17 protein-coding genes are annotated in these 14,822 nt (G+C 50.7%); all 17 read left to right on the top strand.

The window, feature by feature from the left end:
- Position 1: 1 nt before the first annotated feature.
- Positions 2 to 322: a heavy-metal-associated domain-containing protein gene (locus tag B3007_RS01090; RefSeq protein WP_068437611.1), complete on the top strand. Its 321-nt coding sequence runs from the start codon at positions 2 to 4 to the stop codon at positions 320 to 322.
- 159 nt (positions 323 to 481) lie between these two features.
- Positions 482 to 2,698 carry a heavy metal translocating P-type ATPase gene (locus B3007_RS01085; protein ID WP_068437620.1) on the top strand — a complete coding sequence of 739 codons (2,217 nt, stop codon included), beginning with the start codon at positions 482 to 484 and terminating at the stop codon, positions 2,696 to 2,698.
- Positions 2,699 to 2,735: 37 nt separating this feature from the next.
- A complete protein-coding gene (locus tag B3007_RS01080) occupies positions 2,736 to 3,089 on the top strand; it encodes a cupredoxin domain-containing protein (RefSeq protein ID WP_068437608.1) in 354 nt (117 codons plus the stop codon).
- A gap of 37 nt (positions 3,090 to 3,126) precedes the next feature.
- Positions 3,127 to 3,465, top strand: a complete 339-nt coding sequence (locus tag B3007_RS01075; protein WP_068437605.1) for a P-II family nitrogen regulator — start codon at positions 3,127 to 3,129, stop codon at positions 3,463 to 3,465.
- An 8-nt stretch (positions 3,466 to 3,473) separates the two neighbouring features.
- Positions 3,474 to 3,788: a DUF2933 domain-containing protein gene (locus B3007_RS01070; protein WP_068437602.1), complete on the top strand. Its 315-nt coding sequence runs from the start codon at positions 3,474 to 3,476 to the stop codon at positions 3,786 to 3,788.
- Positions 3,789 to 3,814: 26 nt separating this feature from the next.
- The gene (locus B3007_RS01065) at positions 3,815 to 4,468 is read left to right on the top strand and encodes a methyltransferase family protein (RefSeq protein ID WP_068437599.1); all 654 of its coding nucleotides are present in this window, start codon (positions 3,815 to 3,817) and stop codon (positions 4,466 to 4,468) included.
- A 10-nt stretch (positions 4,469 to 4,478) separates the two neighbouring features.
- Positions 4,479 to 4,934 (top strand): hypothetical protein, encoded by a 456-nt coding sequence (locus tag B3007_RS01060; protein WP_301376552.1) that lies wholly within the window; start codon positions 4,479 to 4,481, stop codon positions 4,932 to 4,934.
- A 33-nt stretch (positions 4,935 to 4,967) separates the two neighbouring features.
- On the top strand, positions 4,968 to 5,315 hold the full coding sequence (locus tag B3007_RS01055) for a hypothetical protein (RefSeq protein ID WP_068437596.1): 348 nt from the start codon (positions 4,968 to 4,970) through the stop codon (positions 5,313 to 5,315).
- A gap of 19 nt (positions 5,316 to 5,334) precedes the next feature.
- Positions 5,335 to 5,700 carry a hypothetical protein gene (locus B3007_RS01050; protein ID WP_068437593.1) on the top strand — a complete coding sequence of 122 codons (366 nt, stop codon included), beginning with the start codon at positions 5,335 to 5,337 and terminating at the stop codon, positions 5,698 to 5,700.
- A complete protein-coding gene (locus B3007_RS01045) occupies positions 5,658 to 7,226 on the top strand; it encodes a thymidine phosphorylase family protein (protein WP_301376551.1) in 1,569 nt (522 codons plus the stop codon). Before B3007_RS01050 ends, B3007_RS01045 begins: the two co-directional genes overlap by 43 nt.
- On the top strand, positions 7,223 to 8,164 hold the full coding sequence (locus tag B3007_RS01040) for a ribose-phosphate diphosphokinase (protein ID WP_301376550.1): 942 nt from the start codon (positions 7,223 to 7,225) through the stop codon (positions 8,162 to 8,164). Before B3007_RS01045 ends, B3007_RS01040 begins: the two co-directional genes overlap by 4 nt.
- Positions 8,161 to 9,516: an MBL fold metallo-hydrolase gene (locus tag B3007_RS01035; protein ID WP_068434968.1), complete on the top strand. Its 1,356-nt coding sequence runs from the start codon at positions 8,161 to 8,163 to the stop codon at positions 9,514 to 9,516. Before B3007_RS01040 ends, B3007_RS01035 begins: the two co-directional genes overlap by 4 nt.
- A gap of 63 nt (positions 9,517 to 9,579) precedes the next feature.
- Positions 9,580 to 10,038, top strand: a complete 459-nt coding sequence (locus B3007_RS01030; RefSeq protein ID WP_068434969.1) for an ATPase — start codon at positions 9,580 to 9,582, stop codon at positions 10,036 to 10,038.
- A 34-nt stretch (positions 10,039 to 10,072) separates the two neighbouring features.
- On the top strand, positions 10,073 to 10,330 hold the full coding sequence (locus B3007_RS01025) for a DUF5676 family membrane protein (protein ID WP_068434970.1): 258 nt from the start codon (positions 10,073 to 10,075) through the stop codon (positions 10,328 to 10,330).
- A 96-nt stretch (positions 10,331 to 10,426) separates the two neighbouring features.
- On the top strand, positions 10,427 to 10,957 hold the full coding sequence (locus B3007_RS01020) for an acetate/propionate family kinase (protein ID WP_068434972.1): 531 nt from the start codon (positions 10,427 to 10,429) through the stop codon (positions 10,955 to 10,957).
- Positions 10,958 to 10,972: 15 nt separating this feature from the next.
- Complete coding sequence (locus B3007_RS01015; protein ID WP_301376549.1) at positions 10,973 to 13,333, top strand: xylulose 5-phosphate 3-epimerase; 2,361 nt, start codon at positions 10,973 to 10,975, stop codon at positions 13,331 to 13,333.
- 62 nt (positions 13,334 to 13,395) lie between these two features.
- Positions 13,396 to 14,682, top strand: a complete 1,287-nt coding sequence (locus B3007_RS01010) for an APC family permease (protein WP_414716209.1) — start codon at positions 13,396 to 13,398, stop codon at positions 14,680 to 14,682.
- Positions 14,683 to 14,822 lie beyond the last annotated feature (140 nt).

The raw sequence follows: 14,822 nt of genomic DNA, 5'->3' as shown, positions 1-14,822 counted from the left end.
TATGAATACACACCAAACGTCGAACGCCAATCAACGTAAAAGTGGCTGTTGCTGTGCGGGCAAGTCATCCATTTCGTCTGCGGCACCTGATACCAACAGTGTTAGCAGATCATCGCAACCCCTGCACCAATTACAAGTGCAGGGAGCCACCTGTGGTGGTTGCGTTAAAAGTATAGAACATACTCTGAAATCCGTTTCCGGGGTCAGTGAGGCCTCTATGGATCTGGCAACCGGTGTCGCTTCAGTTGTTGGTGCAGTCGATGCAGATCATCTCGTTGAAGTATTGCAAGGCGTTGGCTTTCCAGCGGCGGTCATCCGATAACAGTTCTTAAGAAATAACCGGGAGTAGGGTATGAGTACAACTAAAACGGAATCTGGCGGTGTCTCTTGCCATGAAGATGGTACGACAACTCCGCCTCATGATCATCATGCACATAAGGCTAATCACCACAGTTCAGGAAATAACTCTGGTCCTCAGGAACTGATTATTGAAGGTGCGGGTTGTGCCAGTTGCGTTGGAAAAATTGAGTCGGCGCTAAAGGCGGTGTCCGGTGTAGAAAATGCCGAGATGAATTTCGCTCAGCGCACTGTGAGTGTGACGGGCAATGCCGATGCTGCTGATCTGGTAAAGGCGGTGGAAAAAGCCGGTTACAACGCGAAGCTTGCGGCTGCGGAGAGCGAAGATGATGCGCTCGCAGAAAAAGAAAAGGCGGATCAGGCTTATTACAAACGCCTGATGAAGGAAACCTGGATAGCCCTTTCCCTGGGTGGGCCGCTAATGGCCTATGCGCTGATTACCGGGGAGGTTAATGTTAATACCACAACCGAGCGGATCGCTTGGCTGATCGTTGGCATACTCACCTTTGGCGTTTTGTACTTCTCAGGAAAACATTTTTTTGTCGGCGCCTGGAAGTCCTTCCTGAATCATTCTGCCAATATGGACACTTTGATTGCGCTGGGTACGGGTACCGCATGGCTGTATTCCATGGTGGTCGTATTTTTCCCCGAGTCGGTTCCAGAACAAGCTCGCCATGTTTACTTTGAGGCCACGGCGATCATTATCGGGCTGATCGATCTGGGCCTGGCCCTAGAGCTCAAAGCCCGCGGGCGCACATCGGAAGCTATTAAACGGCTGATCGGCCTGCAGGCTAAGACAGCCAGAGTCATACGCGACGAAAAGGAACTGGATATCGCCATCGAACAGGTGCTCATGGACGATGTGGTGCGTGTACGTCCGGGAGAAAAAATTCCTGTGGATGGTGAAGTCATAGAAGGCCATACCGCCATTGACGAGTCCATGTTAACGGGTGAACCCATGCCCGTTGAAAAAGCCGTGGGCGACACGGTTGCAGCGGGCACCATCAATAAAACCGGCTCCATTCTGTTTAAGGCCACTCGTGTCGGCAAAGACACGGCCCTGGCGCAAATTATCAACATGGTCAAACGCGCACAGAATTCCAAGCCGCCTATTGGTCGTTTGGCCGATGTGATTTCCGCGTATTTTGTACCCGTCGTAATGATTATCGCCGTCACCAGTGCGTTGGTCTGGCTCAACTTTGGCCCGAACCCAGCCGTGGCGTTTGCCATCGTATCTGCCACCACGGTACTGATTATCGCCTGTCCCTGTGCGTTGGGTCTGGCAACCCCCATGTCGGTGATGGTGGGTGTGGGCAAAGCGGCAGAAGCGGGTGTCCTTATTCGCAACGGCGAAGCCTTGCAAACCGCATCGAAAATATCAGCGATGATTCTGGATAAAACCGGCACCATTACCCTGGGGGCGCCGAAGGTCACCGATATTTTGGTCGCTGGCGAGCAGGACGAGAACACTATCCTGAAGCTGGCAGCCACGCTCGAATCGGGTTCTGAACATCCGCTGGCGCTGGCGATTGTCGAGTCAGCCCAGGAGAAGGGTATCGAAACCGGGAAGGTCTCCAATTTCAATGCCATCGCCGGTCACGGTGTGCAGGCTGAGGTGGATGGCAAAACGTTGCTGTTCGGCAATGAAAAACTGATGCGAGAGCGCAATATCGAACTCGGCGATTTTGTTGAAAAAGCGCAGGGCCTGGCTGCCGAGGCTAAGACGCCGATGTATTTCGCCGTGGATAACAAGCTCTCCGCCATTATCGCGGTGGCTGATCCCATCAAAGAAGACTCTATTGCCGCCATTAAACGACTGCAGCACAACGGCATTCGCGTTGTCATGCTGACCGGCGACAACCGCGCCACGGCAAAAGCCGTCGCCGAAAAGGCGGGCATTAAAGAGTTCTTTGCCGAGGTGTTACCGGAGGACAAATCCAAAAAGGTTCAGGAACTGCAGATGGAAGGTGAAGTGGTCGGCATGACAGGCGATGGCATCAACGACGCGCCAGCGTTGGCAATTGCCAATGTGGGTTTCGCCATCGGTACGGGCACCGACGTGGCCATAGAGAGTGCCGATATCACCTTGATGCGCGGATCGCTGCATGGGCTTGCCGATGCCATTGCGGTGAGCAAGGCCACATTACGTAACATCAAACAGAACCTGTTCGGTGCGTTTATTTACAACGTGGCGGGTGTTCCGGTTGCCGCAGGTATTCTTTACCCCTTGCTTGGGGTACTTATGAACCCTGTGATTGCGGGTGCCGCAATGGCATTTTCGTCGCTCACGGTCGTCACCAATGCCAACCGACTGCGCTTGTTCAAAGCGCAGGAGCACTAATGGCTATTTCGTCAGAAACTTGTTTAGGAGAGTGGACATGTTAATCATTAATAGTGTTGGCGTTGTTGTGATCGCGCTCATTATATGGTGGTTTTGGTTGTACAAGCCCAAAGAGGCAGAGCTGGGTGAAAATGATCTGGTGATTACCGTGGAAAATGGCACCTATTCACCCTCCCGAATTAAAGTGCCTGCGGGTGAGCCGGTTGAGCTGAAGTTCATACGTAAAGATGAATCACCCTGCTCAGAAACGTTACTGATTCCCGAACTGCAAATCAGTGACACCTTGCCCCTCAATAAACTGAAGTCCATACAACTACCTGCACTGAAATCTGGTGAATACGCCTTTCATTGTCAGATGCAGATGTATCGCGGTCAGCTCACGGTGAATTAGAGAATGTTCAACAAAGAAAGTAAGGATTGATATCAGTATGAATATTCAAAAAGTGACCGCCATTTTTGACGAATTTCGTTTGAAGGACGTAGAAGAAGCACTGATTAGGCATGGGGTTAAAGGCTTCACCCTGCATCCGGTTCGCGGTCGTGGAGAATACTTCGACAGCTTCAACGAGAATCATTTGATTAAGCACATTCAAATGGAGATTTACGCCAGGTCAGAGCATGCAAATAACATCGCGCAACTGATTGTAGAAACGGCGCACGTCAATGCCGATAGCGAAGGGCTGGTTTGTATTATTCCGGTGAATGACTTGCTTTGGATTCATGATAAACGCAGTGCGATAGACAGCGATTTTCAATTTCATCCGTGAGGTGTGATATGGCAACGCAAAAAACATCATTCTGGTTAACACCCAAAGGACTGGCGGCATTGGGCCTAATTGGTGCTGCCACGTATTTTCTGCTGATCGAACACCGCCAGCATGTCTGGCAGTTTTTACCTTTTCTGATTTTGCTGGCATGTCCTTTTATGCATCTTTTCATGCATGGAGGTCATGGTGGCCACGGGGGGCATGGTGGGAGCCATCAGCGCCAGGGAGAAGGCCATCAGCATGAGGGTGAGTCAGATCAAGATGCTTACCAGCGTGGATTAGAAGATGGGCGCCGGGATAGCGAACATCGGCACCACCATTGACCCGGTAGAAAACAGGAGAACGACAAATGCACGGTGATTCAGCTTATGGTCTCTGGACACTGGTGATACTGAATTCGGCAATATTTATTTTCTTTGCCTTCAGTTTTGCCAAGCCACAAACAAAAACCGACTGGCGCAGTTTTGGGGCTTTCTCTGCGTTCATTATTGCGCTCTTTACCGAGATGTATGGATTTCCGCTGACGATATATTTTCTGTCTGGATGGCTGGCGGAAAAGTACCCAGGAGTGGACTTCCTCTCCCATGAAAATGGCCATTTACTGCACACCATGCTCGGGTTTGAAGGTGATCCGCACTTTGATCCGCTGCATATTGCCAGCAATGTACTAATCGTGCTCGGCTTCTTTCTGCTCGCGTCGGCGTGGAACGTGCTCCACAAAGCGCAACAAACTCACTCCCTGGCGACCACTGGTTGGTATGCCCGCTGCCGTCACCCGCAATACATTGCTTTTATCATGATTATGTTTGGCTTTCTGTTGCAGTGGCCGACCCTGCCGACATTGGTCATGTTCCCGATATTGGTCGTTGTCTATGTACGACTGGCCAAGCGTGAAGAGCGTATGGCGATTGAGGAATTTGGCGACGTGTATCTTCGCTATATGGAGTCGACCCCAGGGTGGGTACCTAAATTTTCTACCGATAAAGCCGCTTCAAACTATTGAGGATATACCAATGAAACGTAATTCTATCAGAACTATGATTTCCGCCGTCGTTATTGCTACGGCAATAGCTTCACCAGTATTTGCAGAAAATGCGCATGATCACGGTGATAAAAACCAAGGCGCTAACAATGGCATGATGATGGGGATGATGAATCATGATCAGATGATGGCGATGCATGATCATATGAAAAAAATGCATGCCCTGATGTCAGAAATCAAAACCGAAACCGACCCAGAAAAACGTCAACAATTAATGAATGAGCATATGCAAACTATGCAAGAAGGTATGCAGATGATGAATATGGGGAACGGCATGAAAGGCGGTAAGAAAATGGACAAAATGGATATCACAAAACGTATGGATATGATGGAAAAACACATGGGGATGATGCAAAAAATGATGGGGCAAATGATGGACCATGAATCAGAGACGAAAAAATCACCGGTGCATAAACACAAAAAATAAGTTGTTGGATTATTTAAGAAAGGTACAGGGCCGATGAGCGAACATCGATCAGGCATTAACCCGGGATTTGTCACCAGACATACCCTGAGTCTATACGGATTAGATAAGCATAATGCACCGTTGATTGTTCACGACATCGGCGATCTTCCCTACATAGATAGAGTAAAACTTATTGAGGCGAAACAAATGCTCACCGTCGCCTACGACGCCTCTCACCATTCTATTGACGATATGATTGCTATCGTCGAAAAGCATGGGGCGTCGATCAAAGACAATTGGTGGAGTCGCGTCAAACTCGGCTGGCAACGTCAGACTGATCAAAACGTTAAAGATAACGCCAAACATGAGCCGCACTGCTGTAACAAAATGCCGCATAGGTAATAGGTAAAGGAGACTGGAGATGAAAAACACTGAGCACCGATTGGGTGTGTCCGAAGTCAATCTTGTTGTCCGTCATTTGAAGCTAGACACAAAAAGCGTAGGCGGCATCCAGGATGCATTGTCAGAAATCGACAAACTATATGGACTGGATGCGGTGTCTTTCGATGAAAAGTCACAGGTTTTGAATCTCGCCTACGATGCGTCACGTCTTTGCCTGGATGGTATCGAGGATGTGTTGGCTAAACACGGTATCGAGGTTGGTCACGACTGGTGGACGCATTTTAAAGAAGGATATTATAAATTCGTGGATCAAAACATAAAAGATAACTCGGAGCATGAGCCATGGAGTTGTCACAAGTCACCGCCACGCAACAGGCGAAAATAGCAATGACGGTGAAAACGATGGAGTCAGCAAACGCTCTTAAGGTTATTGATATAGGTATCGATACCCACCAAGAACCCGTCCTTTATATGCGAAACGATTGCCATATCTGCCGCTCGGAAGGTTTTACAGCTAACAGTCGCGTTTCAGTGGAAGATGGCCAAAACCAAATAATCGCAACGATCAACGTGGTGGATGAGAAGGTCATTGAACCAGGCAGCGCTGGTTTATCCAAAATCGCCATCGAACGGCTGGGAGTTACCGCAGGGGCATTGATTAGCGTCAGTCATGCACCGGTGGTGACATCGCTGGCGGCTGTTCGCAAAAAAATATTTGGCCATAAGCTCAGCGACGAGGAAGTCACTGAGATCGTACAGGACATCAGCGACCATCGTTATTCCGATATCGAAATTGCCAGTTTTCTCAGCGTTTGTGCGGGTAGTCGTCTGGATGTGGATGAAATCATTGCCTTGACACAGGCCATGGTGGCTTGCGGTAAGCGTCTCAGCTGGCCCGATTCACCCGTGGTGCTGGATAAGCATTGCATTGGTGGCCTGCCGGGCAATCGCACCACGCCGCTGGTGGTGGCGATCGTCAGCGCAGCAGGTTTAACCATTCCGAAAACCTCGTCTCGCGCCATTACGTCACCGGCGGGTACGGCTGACACTATGGAGGTGCTGACGACCGTCAATCTCAGCCTTGCGGATATTCAACGAGTTGTAGCAGAAACTCACGGTTGTCTCGCCTGGGGTGGAGCGGTGAATCTTAGCCCCGCCGATGATTTATTGATTCGGATTGAGCGCGCGCTGGATCTTGATGGCGAAGGGCAGTTGATTGCATCGGTTTTGTCGAAAAAAATCGCTGCGGGTTCTACCCATGCGGTGATTGATATCCCTGTCGGCCCTACTGCAAAAGTGCGTTCGCAAAAAGATGCCGATCGCCTCGCTTCACTATTTACACAGGTTGGTGCTGCGTGCGGCCTTCAGGTTCGTTGCCTGATAACGGATGGCAGTCAGCCCGTCGGGCGCGGTGTTGGTCCAGTAGAGGAAGCCCGCGATGTAATTGCTGTTTTGCGGCGCAGCAGCGATGCGCCCGAGGACCTTCGAGAGCGGGCACTGTTTTTGGCTGCCCATCTGTTTTCTCTGGCGTATCAGCAAACCTATGAACAAGGTTTGCAAAAGACTACCGAAATTCTTGATAGCGGTGCAGCGTGGGAACAATTTCAGAGAATTATAGCGGCCCAGGGCGGGATGAAACCTTTGCCTTCTGCAGATTTTCAACATACGGAAACTGCCGCATCAACCGGCACTTTGCAGACGATTGATAATCGCCAATTAGCGCGCTTGGCGAAACTGGCGGGAGCGCCCAATGTCTCGGCAGCGGGTTTGCGCTTGCATAAGCGTGTCGGTGAAACTGTAGAGCGAGGTGAACCCTTGTTCACACTGTTCAGTGACACAGAAGGCGAGCTGCAATACGCATTGGCCTATTACCGACAATCCAACATTTTCACGATTGGAGCAATCTCATGAGTGAACTGAACCCGGTTTCAGGAAAGACACCGTTGGTGTTTTGCTTACACGATCACCCATTGGCGGATTCGTTAGCAAAGGCGATGGGTGTGCAGCGGGGAGAATTTAGTGCACGTCAATTCCCCGATGGTGAATCCTATTTGCGTATCACCTCTGATGTGGAAGGCCGTGCCTGTATTGTTGTGGCGGATTTGTCGCACCCCAACACCAAGTATCTACCGTTACTGTTTTTGGTCGAAACATTGCGGGAACTGGGTGCTTCCCAAGTGGGTTTAGTGACACCCTACCTAAGCTATATGCGCCAGGATCGCCGATTTGTTGACGGCGAGGCGGTTACGTCACGTATTTTTGCCAAGTGCCTTTCTCAGCATATGGATTGGTTGGTCACTGTAGATCCGCATCTGCATCGCTATCACTCTCTGGACGAAATTTATTCCGTGCCCAGTTCTGTGGTACAAGGTGCTCCTGCCTTAGCTGAATGGTTAAAAACACAAAACAATTTGTTGTTAGTAGGACCGGATAGCGAGAGTGAGCAATGGGTTTCCAGTATTGCTGATTATAGCCAGCACCCGTTTGTCATTGGTGAGAAGCAACGCTTCGGTGATCGTCATGTTGAAGTGTCCTTGCCTAACATTGATGCGTACAGAGAGAGAACCGCCGTCATTATTGATGATGTGATATCGAGCGGGCAGACTATTCTGGAATGTATCAAAACTCTTAAATCCAAGGGCATTAATCACATTCAATGTGTTGCCGTTCACGGTATTTTTGCTGATGGGTCTGATGAAGCACTGATCCATGCCGGACTAAGCCAATTAGCAACTGCCAACACCATTCCCCATTCATCCAATGCCATTGATATCACGCCGCAGTTGATGGAAGCCGTTATTTCCATGCTACAAGCCGCAAGATTGGGTTCCACAGGAGCAGTCTTATGAGAATTACATTTTTAGGCGGTGCCGAAACCGTAACCGGTTCAAAATTTCTACTGGAAACCGAGCGCAGCAAGGTGCTGATCGACTGTGGCCTGTACCAAGGCTACAAATGGTTGCGTGAGCGCAACTGGCAACCGCTGCCGCTGGATATCGATAAGCTCGATGCCGTGTTGCTCACTCATGCGCACCTGGATCACTCCGGCTATATCCCCGCCTTATACAAGCACGGTTTTCGTGGCCCGGTGTTTACCCATCACGCCACCAAAGACCTGTGTCAGATCCTGTTGGCCGACAGCGGTCATATTCAGGAGGAGGACGCGAAATACTACAGCAAACATAAGCTGAGCAAACATGAACAACCCGAGCCGCTCTATGACCGTCAAACCGCCGAATCGAGTATGAAGTTGTTTCAGTCGGTTGACTTTGATGAACAGGTTGAGGTGGGTGATATTCGTTTTCACCTGCAACCGGCGGGACATATTCTCGGTGCCGCCAGTATCATTATTGAAGCGGAAGGCAAACGCATTGGCTTTTCAGGCGATGTGGGCCGTTTCGATGACGTGTTGATGAAACCACCGCGCCCGCTGCCCGAACTGGATTTGTTGCTGATGGAGTCCACTTACGGCAATCGGCAGCACGATCCGCAGGACGCTGCGCAACAATTGGCTGCCGTGGTTAACCGTGTTGCTAAAAACGGTGGGGTTTTACTGGTGCCCGCGTTTGCCGTGGGGCGGGCGCAGGCCTTGCAACATTTGCTGGCAACGCTGATGCAAGAGGGTGCCATACCCAAACTGCCGATCTATCTCGACAGTCCCATGGCCATCAAAGTGTCGGATATTTTTTGTCATCACAGCGATCAGCATCGACTCAGCCATGAGCAATGTCATCACATGTGCGATGTCGTCACTTATACCCGTACCGTCGATGAATCCAAGGCGCTAGCGGGGCAGGCTTTCCCCCATATCATTATTGCCGGCAGCGGTATGGCCACCGGTGGGCGAATTCTTCACCACTTTAAACGGCTATTGAGTGATAGCCGAACCACGGTGCTGTTTACCGGTTACCAGGCCGGTGGAACCCGTGGTGCCAAGATGCTTGAAGGTGTCGATGCGGTGAAAATCCACGGTAGCTGGATTCCACTACGGGCAGAGGTGGAGGTGATTTCCGGGCTCTCGGGGCATGCGGACTATCTCGAACTCACTGAATGGTTGCACCAATCAAAATTGGCAAGCACAACGCCGATCAAACTGATTCATGGTGATCCTGAAGCCTTGGAAGGCTTGCGCGTGCATTTGCAGGAGCAAACGGAGTTTAAGGTCGACGTTGCCGGGTATCGGGATATCTTGCGCCTGTAACCCTTGTCCCCGTGATCCTGCACCAATCGAAACAAGAGAACCAAGATAGTAGAGGAAAAGATCATGCAAATTGAAACCCTGAAAGATGTGTTGCACTGGACCAAAGAGTTTCACCAACACCTGAACCAGTGCTTGTCCCACTGCGCGGATAAAAACACTGACGAGCGGGCGCGAATGATACTGGCTTATCTCTCCGAGCACGAAAAAACGCTGACCGACGTGGTAAGCGGTTTTGAAAAGTCCGGAGATGAACATGCCCTCAATACCTGGTGTTATGAATACGTCGAACATCATCCGATTACCCGGCACGCTCATTGTGATGCCCCCTTTGCCGAACTGGATGCCGCGCAGATTATGGAAGTGATCATTGATCAGCACCAGCAGGTCATCGAGTTGTATCGCTATCTAGCGTCACGGGCGGACATTCCGTCGGCTAAGGAATTGTTGGAGACCTTGCGTTCGCTGGAGGAACACGAAGTGATGCGCATGGCGCAATCGTCCAATCGGTTTGGTGATTTATAGACAGGTAAATACACATGATAGAAGGAGCACCGGTATGAAACTGCATGCCTTTAAATTTGGTCTGGCCTGCTCAATCAGTGCCATTGTGCTTTGGGTCATTTGCAGTGTCTTCGTCGCGGCGATGCCCGCAATGATGATGTCCATGTCCGGCGACATGGTGCATATGCAGTTGCAGGATATGGGGTGGCACCTAACCCTGGTCGGCGCACTTTGGGGGTTGGTGGCCTGGGCTGTGGTGGCTGGTTTTTCCGGGTGGTTGCTTGCCACTATTTACAACCGCTTGCTGGCCTGAACCAGGGTGCAAGCGTCTGTTATGCCTGTTTTTTTTCAGTCCTCAACCCTGACAGTTCCAGCATTAAGTGGGCGACATTTTCTAATGGATACTTCCATGGGATTTACGCCCAATGAGGGGCTGTTAATGCGTACGCGCAGCGGTGATGTTGATCCAGGTTTGCTGGCCTGGTTACAAAAGCAGGAAGGATGGTCGCCTGAAGATACGGATAAACTGCTTAATCAGGAATCCGGTTGGCGGGGGTTGTCTGGTGGTGTTGATAATATGGCTGAACTATTTACCAGTGACCACCCACAGTGCCATCTGGCATTTGAGCTGTTTCGATACCGCTTCCAGAAAACATTGGGGGCTTACTTTGCGATTTTAGGTGGCCTGGACGGTATTGTGCTCAGCGGCGGTGTTGCCGAACATAATCCGGCTCTTTGCCAAGAGCTCTTGTTGGGGTTATCCCATTTGGGCGTTGAATTGCACGCTGAATCGGCCAACAGCAACCTGCCGATAGAGCTTTCCTCAATGACATCAAAAGTGCAGTGCTGGGTAGTTGCCTCGGATGAGGCGGCGATGATGCTACTCGCAGTCCAGCAGCATTTTCCCAACGAATTTAGCAATCAGCCAGTCGCTGACTGAGGCATAGCCATGTATGTGATAGACCAACAAAACGATCACCGTATTGAACAACGAGCCAGGATGTATCGCGAGACTTACCCAGCGTTTGCTCATTGGGCAAACGGTTACGGGGTGATACAGCACAGCGATGAAACACAGGTACGCATATTTGATCTGTGCCAGCAACTGGTGTGTGAGGGGCGCTTCAAACAGATTGATGAGGTTCTGGAGATTTTGTCGGCTACCGACCGGCTGACCAGTGCGGCCATGTGGTTGGTGGTGCATATGACTTATAGCACCAAAGTGGATTTTTCCGGTAGCGCACTCGACGCTGAAGATTTTAAAGCCAATCCACAGGGGCATACCGGTGGCTCCCTGAATATGGTGCCTGCCTATGTCGCTTACATGGTGGCTAACCACCTGGCGGGAATCACACGAAGCTGGTTGATGGGTCAGGGCCACTGTGTGGCGGCCATCGACGCGGTCAATGTGTTACTGCAAAACCTCTATCCGGAACAGGCGGAGCGCTACCCCCTAAGTGATGAAGGTCTATCGCAATTGGCGCAGGATTTTTACAGCTACGCGATTACGGATGATGGTCGCCCGGGTGTCCCATTAGGCAGTCATGTCAATCCACACACGGCGGGCGGTTTGATTGAAGGTGGCTACCTGGGTTTTGCTGAGCTGCAATACGTGCACATGCCTCTCCCCGGTGAGCGCCTGGTGGCTTTCCTGAGTGACGGTGCGTTTGAAGAACAGCGCGGCAGTGATTGGGCCAGCCGTTGGTGGCGCGCCGAGGATTGTGGTCTGGTAACACCGGTGATGATCGCCAATGGCCGGCGTATTGATCAGCGTTCCACCATGTACCAGCAGGGCGGCCTGACCTGGTTTTACGAACATCTGGAGCAGAATGATTTTCATCCGATCGCCATCGACGGGCGCGATCCTGCTGCGTTTATCTGGGGAATATTTGAATCAGAAGCGCGCTTGCAAGCCTGCAGCGCACATATTCGTGCAGGAAAAATGTGTTATCCGGTTAAACTGCCGTACCTGATTGCCGAAACGGAAAAAGGCTACGGTTTTTACGGTGCTGGCACCAATGCAGCCCACGGCACGTCTTTGCCCGGCAACCCTCGTAGCGATGCCGCGGCTCGGCAGCTATTCAATGAACACGCTGCCAGGCTCTTTCTGCCGCGTACTGAGCTGACCAGTGCAATCGAAAAAATAACACAACATAAGGCAGATAACCGGGTACCGGAAAAATACCATGCGCTCGGTCAGCGTGATGTCGTTTTAAAACTACCTACTGCTTCACCACAGTGCGAAAAGGGGCAAGCATTGTCACCCATGGCAGCCGTAGATAAGCGCTTGTGTGAGTGGCATCTCGCCAATCCGGGCGTGCGCGTACGTATCGGCAACCCTGATGAGCTACGCAGTAACCGCATGGGCCAAACGCTGGACCTTCTCAAACACCGGGTGTTAAACCCGGAAGACGGTGTGGCCGAGTCGATACAAGGGGCTGTCATTACCGCTCTGAATGAGGAGGCCGTAGTGAGTGCGGCACTGGCGAATAAAGGTGGTATGAACCTGGTGGTCAGCTATGAAGCCTTTGCCATGAAAATGATTGGTGCCTTGCGGCAGGAAATCATTTTTGCGCGGCACCAAAAAGAACTGAATCGACATCCGCGCTGGTTATCGTTGCCGGTTATCGCTACTTCGCATTTGTGGGAGAACGGCAAAAATGAGCAATCGCATCAGGATTCCGCTTTTGGAGAAGTGTTGTTGGGTGAAATGAGCGATATGGCACGGGTGGTATATCCCGCCGATGCCAACAGTGCGGTTGCCTGTCTCGATTCCTGCTACCAGAGTCAGGGTCAGATTTGGGCCATGACCATACCTAAGCAGGAAATCATTTCTTCTTTCAGTCCTGACCAAGCTCAGCAGTTAGTGGATTGTGGCGCGTTGACGTTGGAAGAGGATGACAGGGTTGATGTGCAATTAGTGGCAATGGGTGCTTATCAGCTCCATGTTTGTCGTGAGGTTGGTGAACGTCTCAGAGAAAAAAGCATTGGCTGCCGTATTACTTATTTGCTTGAACCTGGCCGTTTTCGTATTCCGCGCGACAGGCACGAACAGTCATTCGTTAGCAGTCCTTCACAGCAGGCACTGCTCTTTAATGATGCGATTCACTTGCGCGTTTTTGTATCCCATATGCGACCTGAAGTTCTGTTAGGTGTATGTCGACCACTGGACTTGGGCCGTGATCGCTGCCTGGCATTTGGTTATCGAAACCGCGGTGGCACATTGGATACGCAGGGCTTGCTGGAGGCAAATCAATGTAACGCCCGGTTCATTGTGGCAGAAACTTTGAAAAAGATGAGTTTAGGAGAAGGTTGATGGATAAAGATGGTCGCACAACACACTACGATAAAGATAGTCTGACGCTCTCCGGTACTGTGATGCTGGGCACCGGTGTGATGATAGGGGCAGGTATTTTTGCGCTGACTGGGCAAATGGCGGAAATGGTGGGCGTACTGTTCCCGCTGGCATTTCTGGCAGCAGCGGTGGTCGTTTCTTTCAGTGCCTACTCTTACGTCAAAATTTCCAATGCCTACCCTTCCGCCGGAGGGATAGGGATGTATTTACACAAGGCTTATGGCGACAGCTTACCGACGGCATTCAATGCACTGTTGATGTACTTCTCCATGGTGATTGCACAGAGCTTCCTGGCGCGGACTTTTGGCTCCTATACCATGCAATTATTCGGTGGTGATGAATCCGGGCGAACGGTGGCGATGCTGGGTGTGGGGCTGATTATTTTTGCGTTTATCGTCAATTTGTTGAGTAACCGCTTTATTCAAAAGGTAGCTGGGTTTATCGGGGTGTTAAAGATTGGCGGCATTTTGGTGTTCGGCATTATCGGTGTGTGGGTGGCCGATAGCCTGGCGCTAGATTTCGGTCACACGGATAACGTTGAAACCTCCGGAAATTTTCTTGGTGCTACCGCTCTCGGGATTCTGGCTTTTAAAGGTTTTACCACCATTACCAACAGTGGATCCGAGGTAATCGATCCTAAGCGAAATGTTGGAAGAGCTATCGTTATCTCTATTGTTGCGTGTGTAGTCATCTACACCCTGGTTGGCTTTTCAGTGGCCAGTAACCTATCCCTGAGTGAAATCATAGATACTCGCGATTATTCCCTGGCAGCGGCTGCGCGACCAGCGCTTGGAGAATACGGAGTATGGTTTACAGTCGCAATTGCCATGACGGCAACTGCGGGCGGCATTCTTGCCAGTATTTTTGCGGTGTCCCGGATGCTGGCCATGTTGACCGAAATGAAACTGGTTCCTCATCGCCATTTCGGTATGCCGGGAAGCATCCAAAAACATACACTTGTCTATACCGTGGTACTCGGTATTTTTCTTACGGCCTTTTTTGACCTGTCGCGGATAGCCGCCCTGGGTATTGTCTTTTATCTGGTCATGGACATTGCTATTCATTGGGGCGTGATTCGTTATTTGGCGGATGATATTAAAGCCAAGCGCTGGGTGCCCATTGTAGCCATTATTTTCGATTTTCTGGCTTTGATCGGTTTCGTTTGGGTGAAACTGAACGCTGACCCGTGGGTTATCGGCATTGCCCTTATCGCGATGTTACTGATCGCAGTGGGAGAGAGGTGGTTCCTGCATTCGAATAGACGGCAACGACTACTACACGAAGACGGTAAGCACCAGCGTCAGCATTGATGTCTGCTGTTCAAATTTAAACATCAGGTGGTTAAGTGGCGGAAAAGCGCATGAATGAACCTAATGAAACTAAGCATCGGCTTCTTATTTACGCACTCCCCTATTTATTAGTAAACATCAGCAGATGGTGGAGTATTAGA

The sequence above is a fragment of the Thalassolituus sp. UBA675 genome, assembly GCF_002297765.1.
Classification (GTDB): Bacteria; Pseudomonadota; Gammaproteobacteria; order Pseudomonadales; family Oceanobacteraceae; genus Thalassolituus.
This window is presented reverse-complemented; position numbering and strand designations above follow the sequence as displayed.

What these genes read in the sequence shown, in the direction of transcription:
- B3007_RS01055 (WP_068437596.1), top strand. Translation starts at nt 4,968, where the DNA reads ATGAGCGAACATCGATCAGGCATTAACCCGGGATTTGTCACCAGACAT.
- B3007_RS01045 (WP_301376551.1), top strand. Translation starts at nt 5,658, where the DNA reads ATGGAGTTGTCACAAGTCACCGCCACGCAACAGGCGAAAATAGCAATG.
- B3007_RS01080 (WP_068437608.1), top strand. Translation starts at nt 2,736, where the DNA reads ATGTTAATCATTAATAGTGTTGGCGTTGTTGTGATCGCGCTCATTATA.
- B3007_RS01075 (WP_068437605.1), top strand. Translation starts at nt 3,127, where the DNA reads ATGAATATTCAAAAAGTGACCGCCATTTTTGACGAATTTCGTTTGAAG.
- B3007_RS01050 (WP_068437593.1), top strand. Translation starts at nt 5,335, where the DNA reads ATGAAAAACACTGAGCACCGATTGGGTGTGTCCGAAGTCAATCTTGTT.
- B3007_RS01010 (WP_414716209.1), top strand. Translation starts at nt 13,396, where the DNA reads ATGCTGGGCACCGGTGTGATGATAGGGGCAGGTATTTTTGCGCTGACT.
- B3007_RS01030 (WP_068434969.1), top strand. Translation starts at nt 9,580, where the DNA reads ATGCAAATTGAAACCCTGAAAGATGTGTTGCACTGGACCAAAGAGTTT.
- B3007_RS01060 (WP_301376552.1), top strand. Translation starts at nt 4,479, where the DNA reads ATGAAACGTAATTCTATCAGAACTATGATTTCCGCCGTCGTTATTGCT.
- B3007_RS01040 (WP_301376550.1), top strand. Translation starts at nt 7,223, where the DNA reads ATGAGTGAACTGAACCCGGTTTCAGGAAAGACACCGTTGGTGTTTTGC.
- B3007_RS01035 (WP_068434968.1), top strand. Translation starts at nt 8,161, where the DNA reads ATGAGAATTACATTTTTAGGCGGTGCCGAAACCGTAACCGGTTCAAAA.
- B3007_RS01070 (WP_068437602.1), top strand. Translation starts at nt 3,474, where the DNA reads ATGGCAACGCAAAAAACATCATTCTGGTTAACACCCAAAGGACTGGCG.
- B3007_RS01025 (WP_068434970.1), top strand. Translation starts at nt 10,073, where the DNA reads ATGAAACTGCATGCCTTTAAATTTGGTCTGGCCTGCTCAATCAGTGCC.
- B3007_RS01090 (WP_068437611.1), top strand. Translation starts at nt 2, where the DNA reads ATGAATACACACCAAACGTCGAACGCCAATCAACGTAAAAGTGGCTGT.
- B3007_RS01020 (WP_068434972.1), top strand. Translation starts at nt 10,427, where the DNA reads ATGGGATTTACGCCCAATGAGGGGCTGTTAATGCGTACGCGCAGCGGT.
- B3007_RS01065 (WP_068437599.1), top strand. Translation starts at nt 3,815, where the DNA reads ATGCACGGTGATTCAGCTTATGGTCTCTGGACACTGGTGATACTGAAT.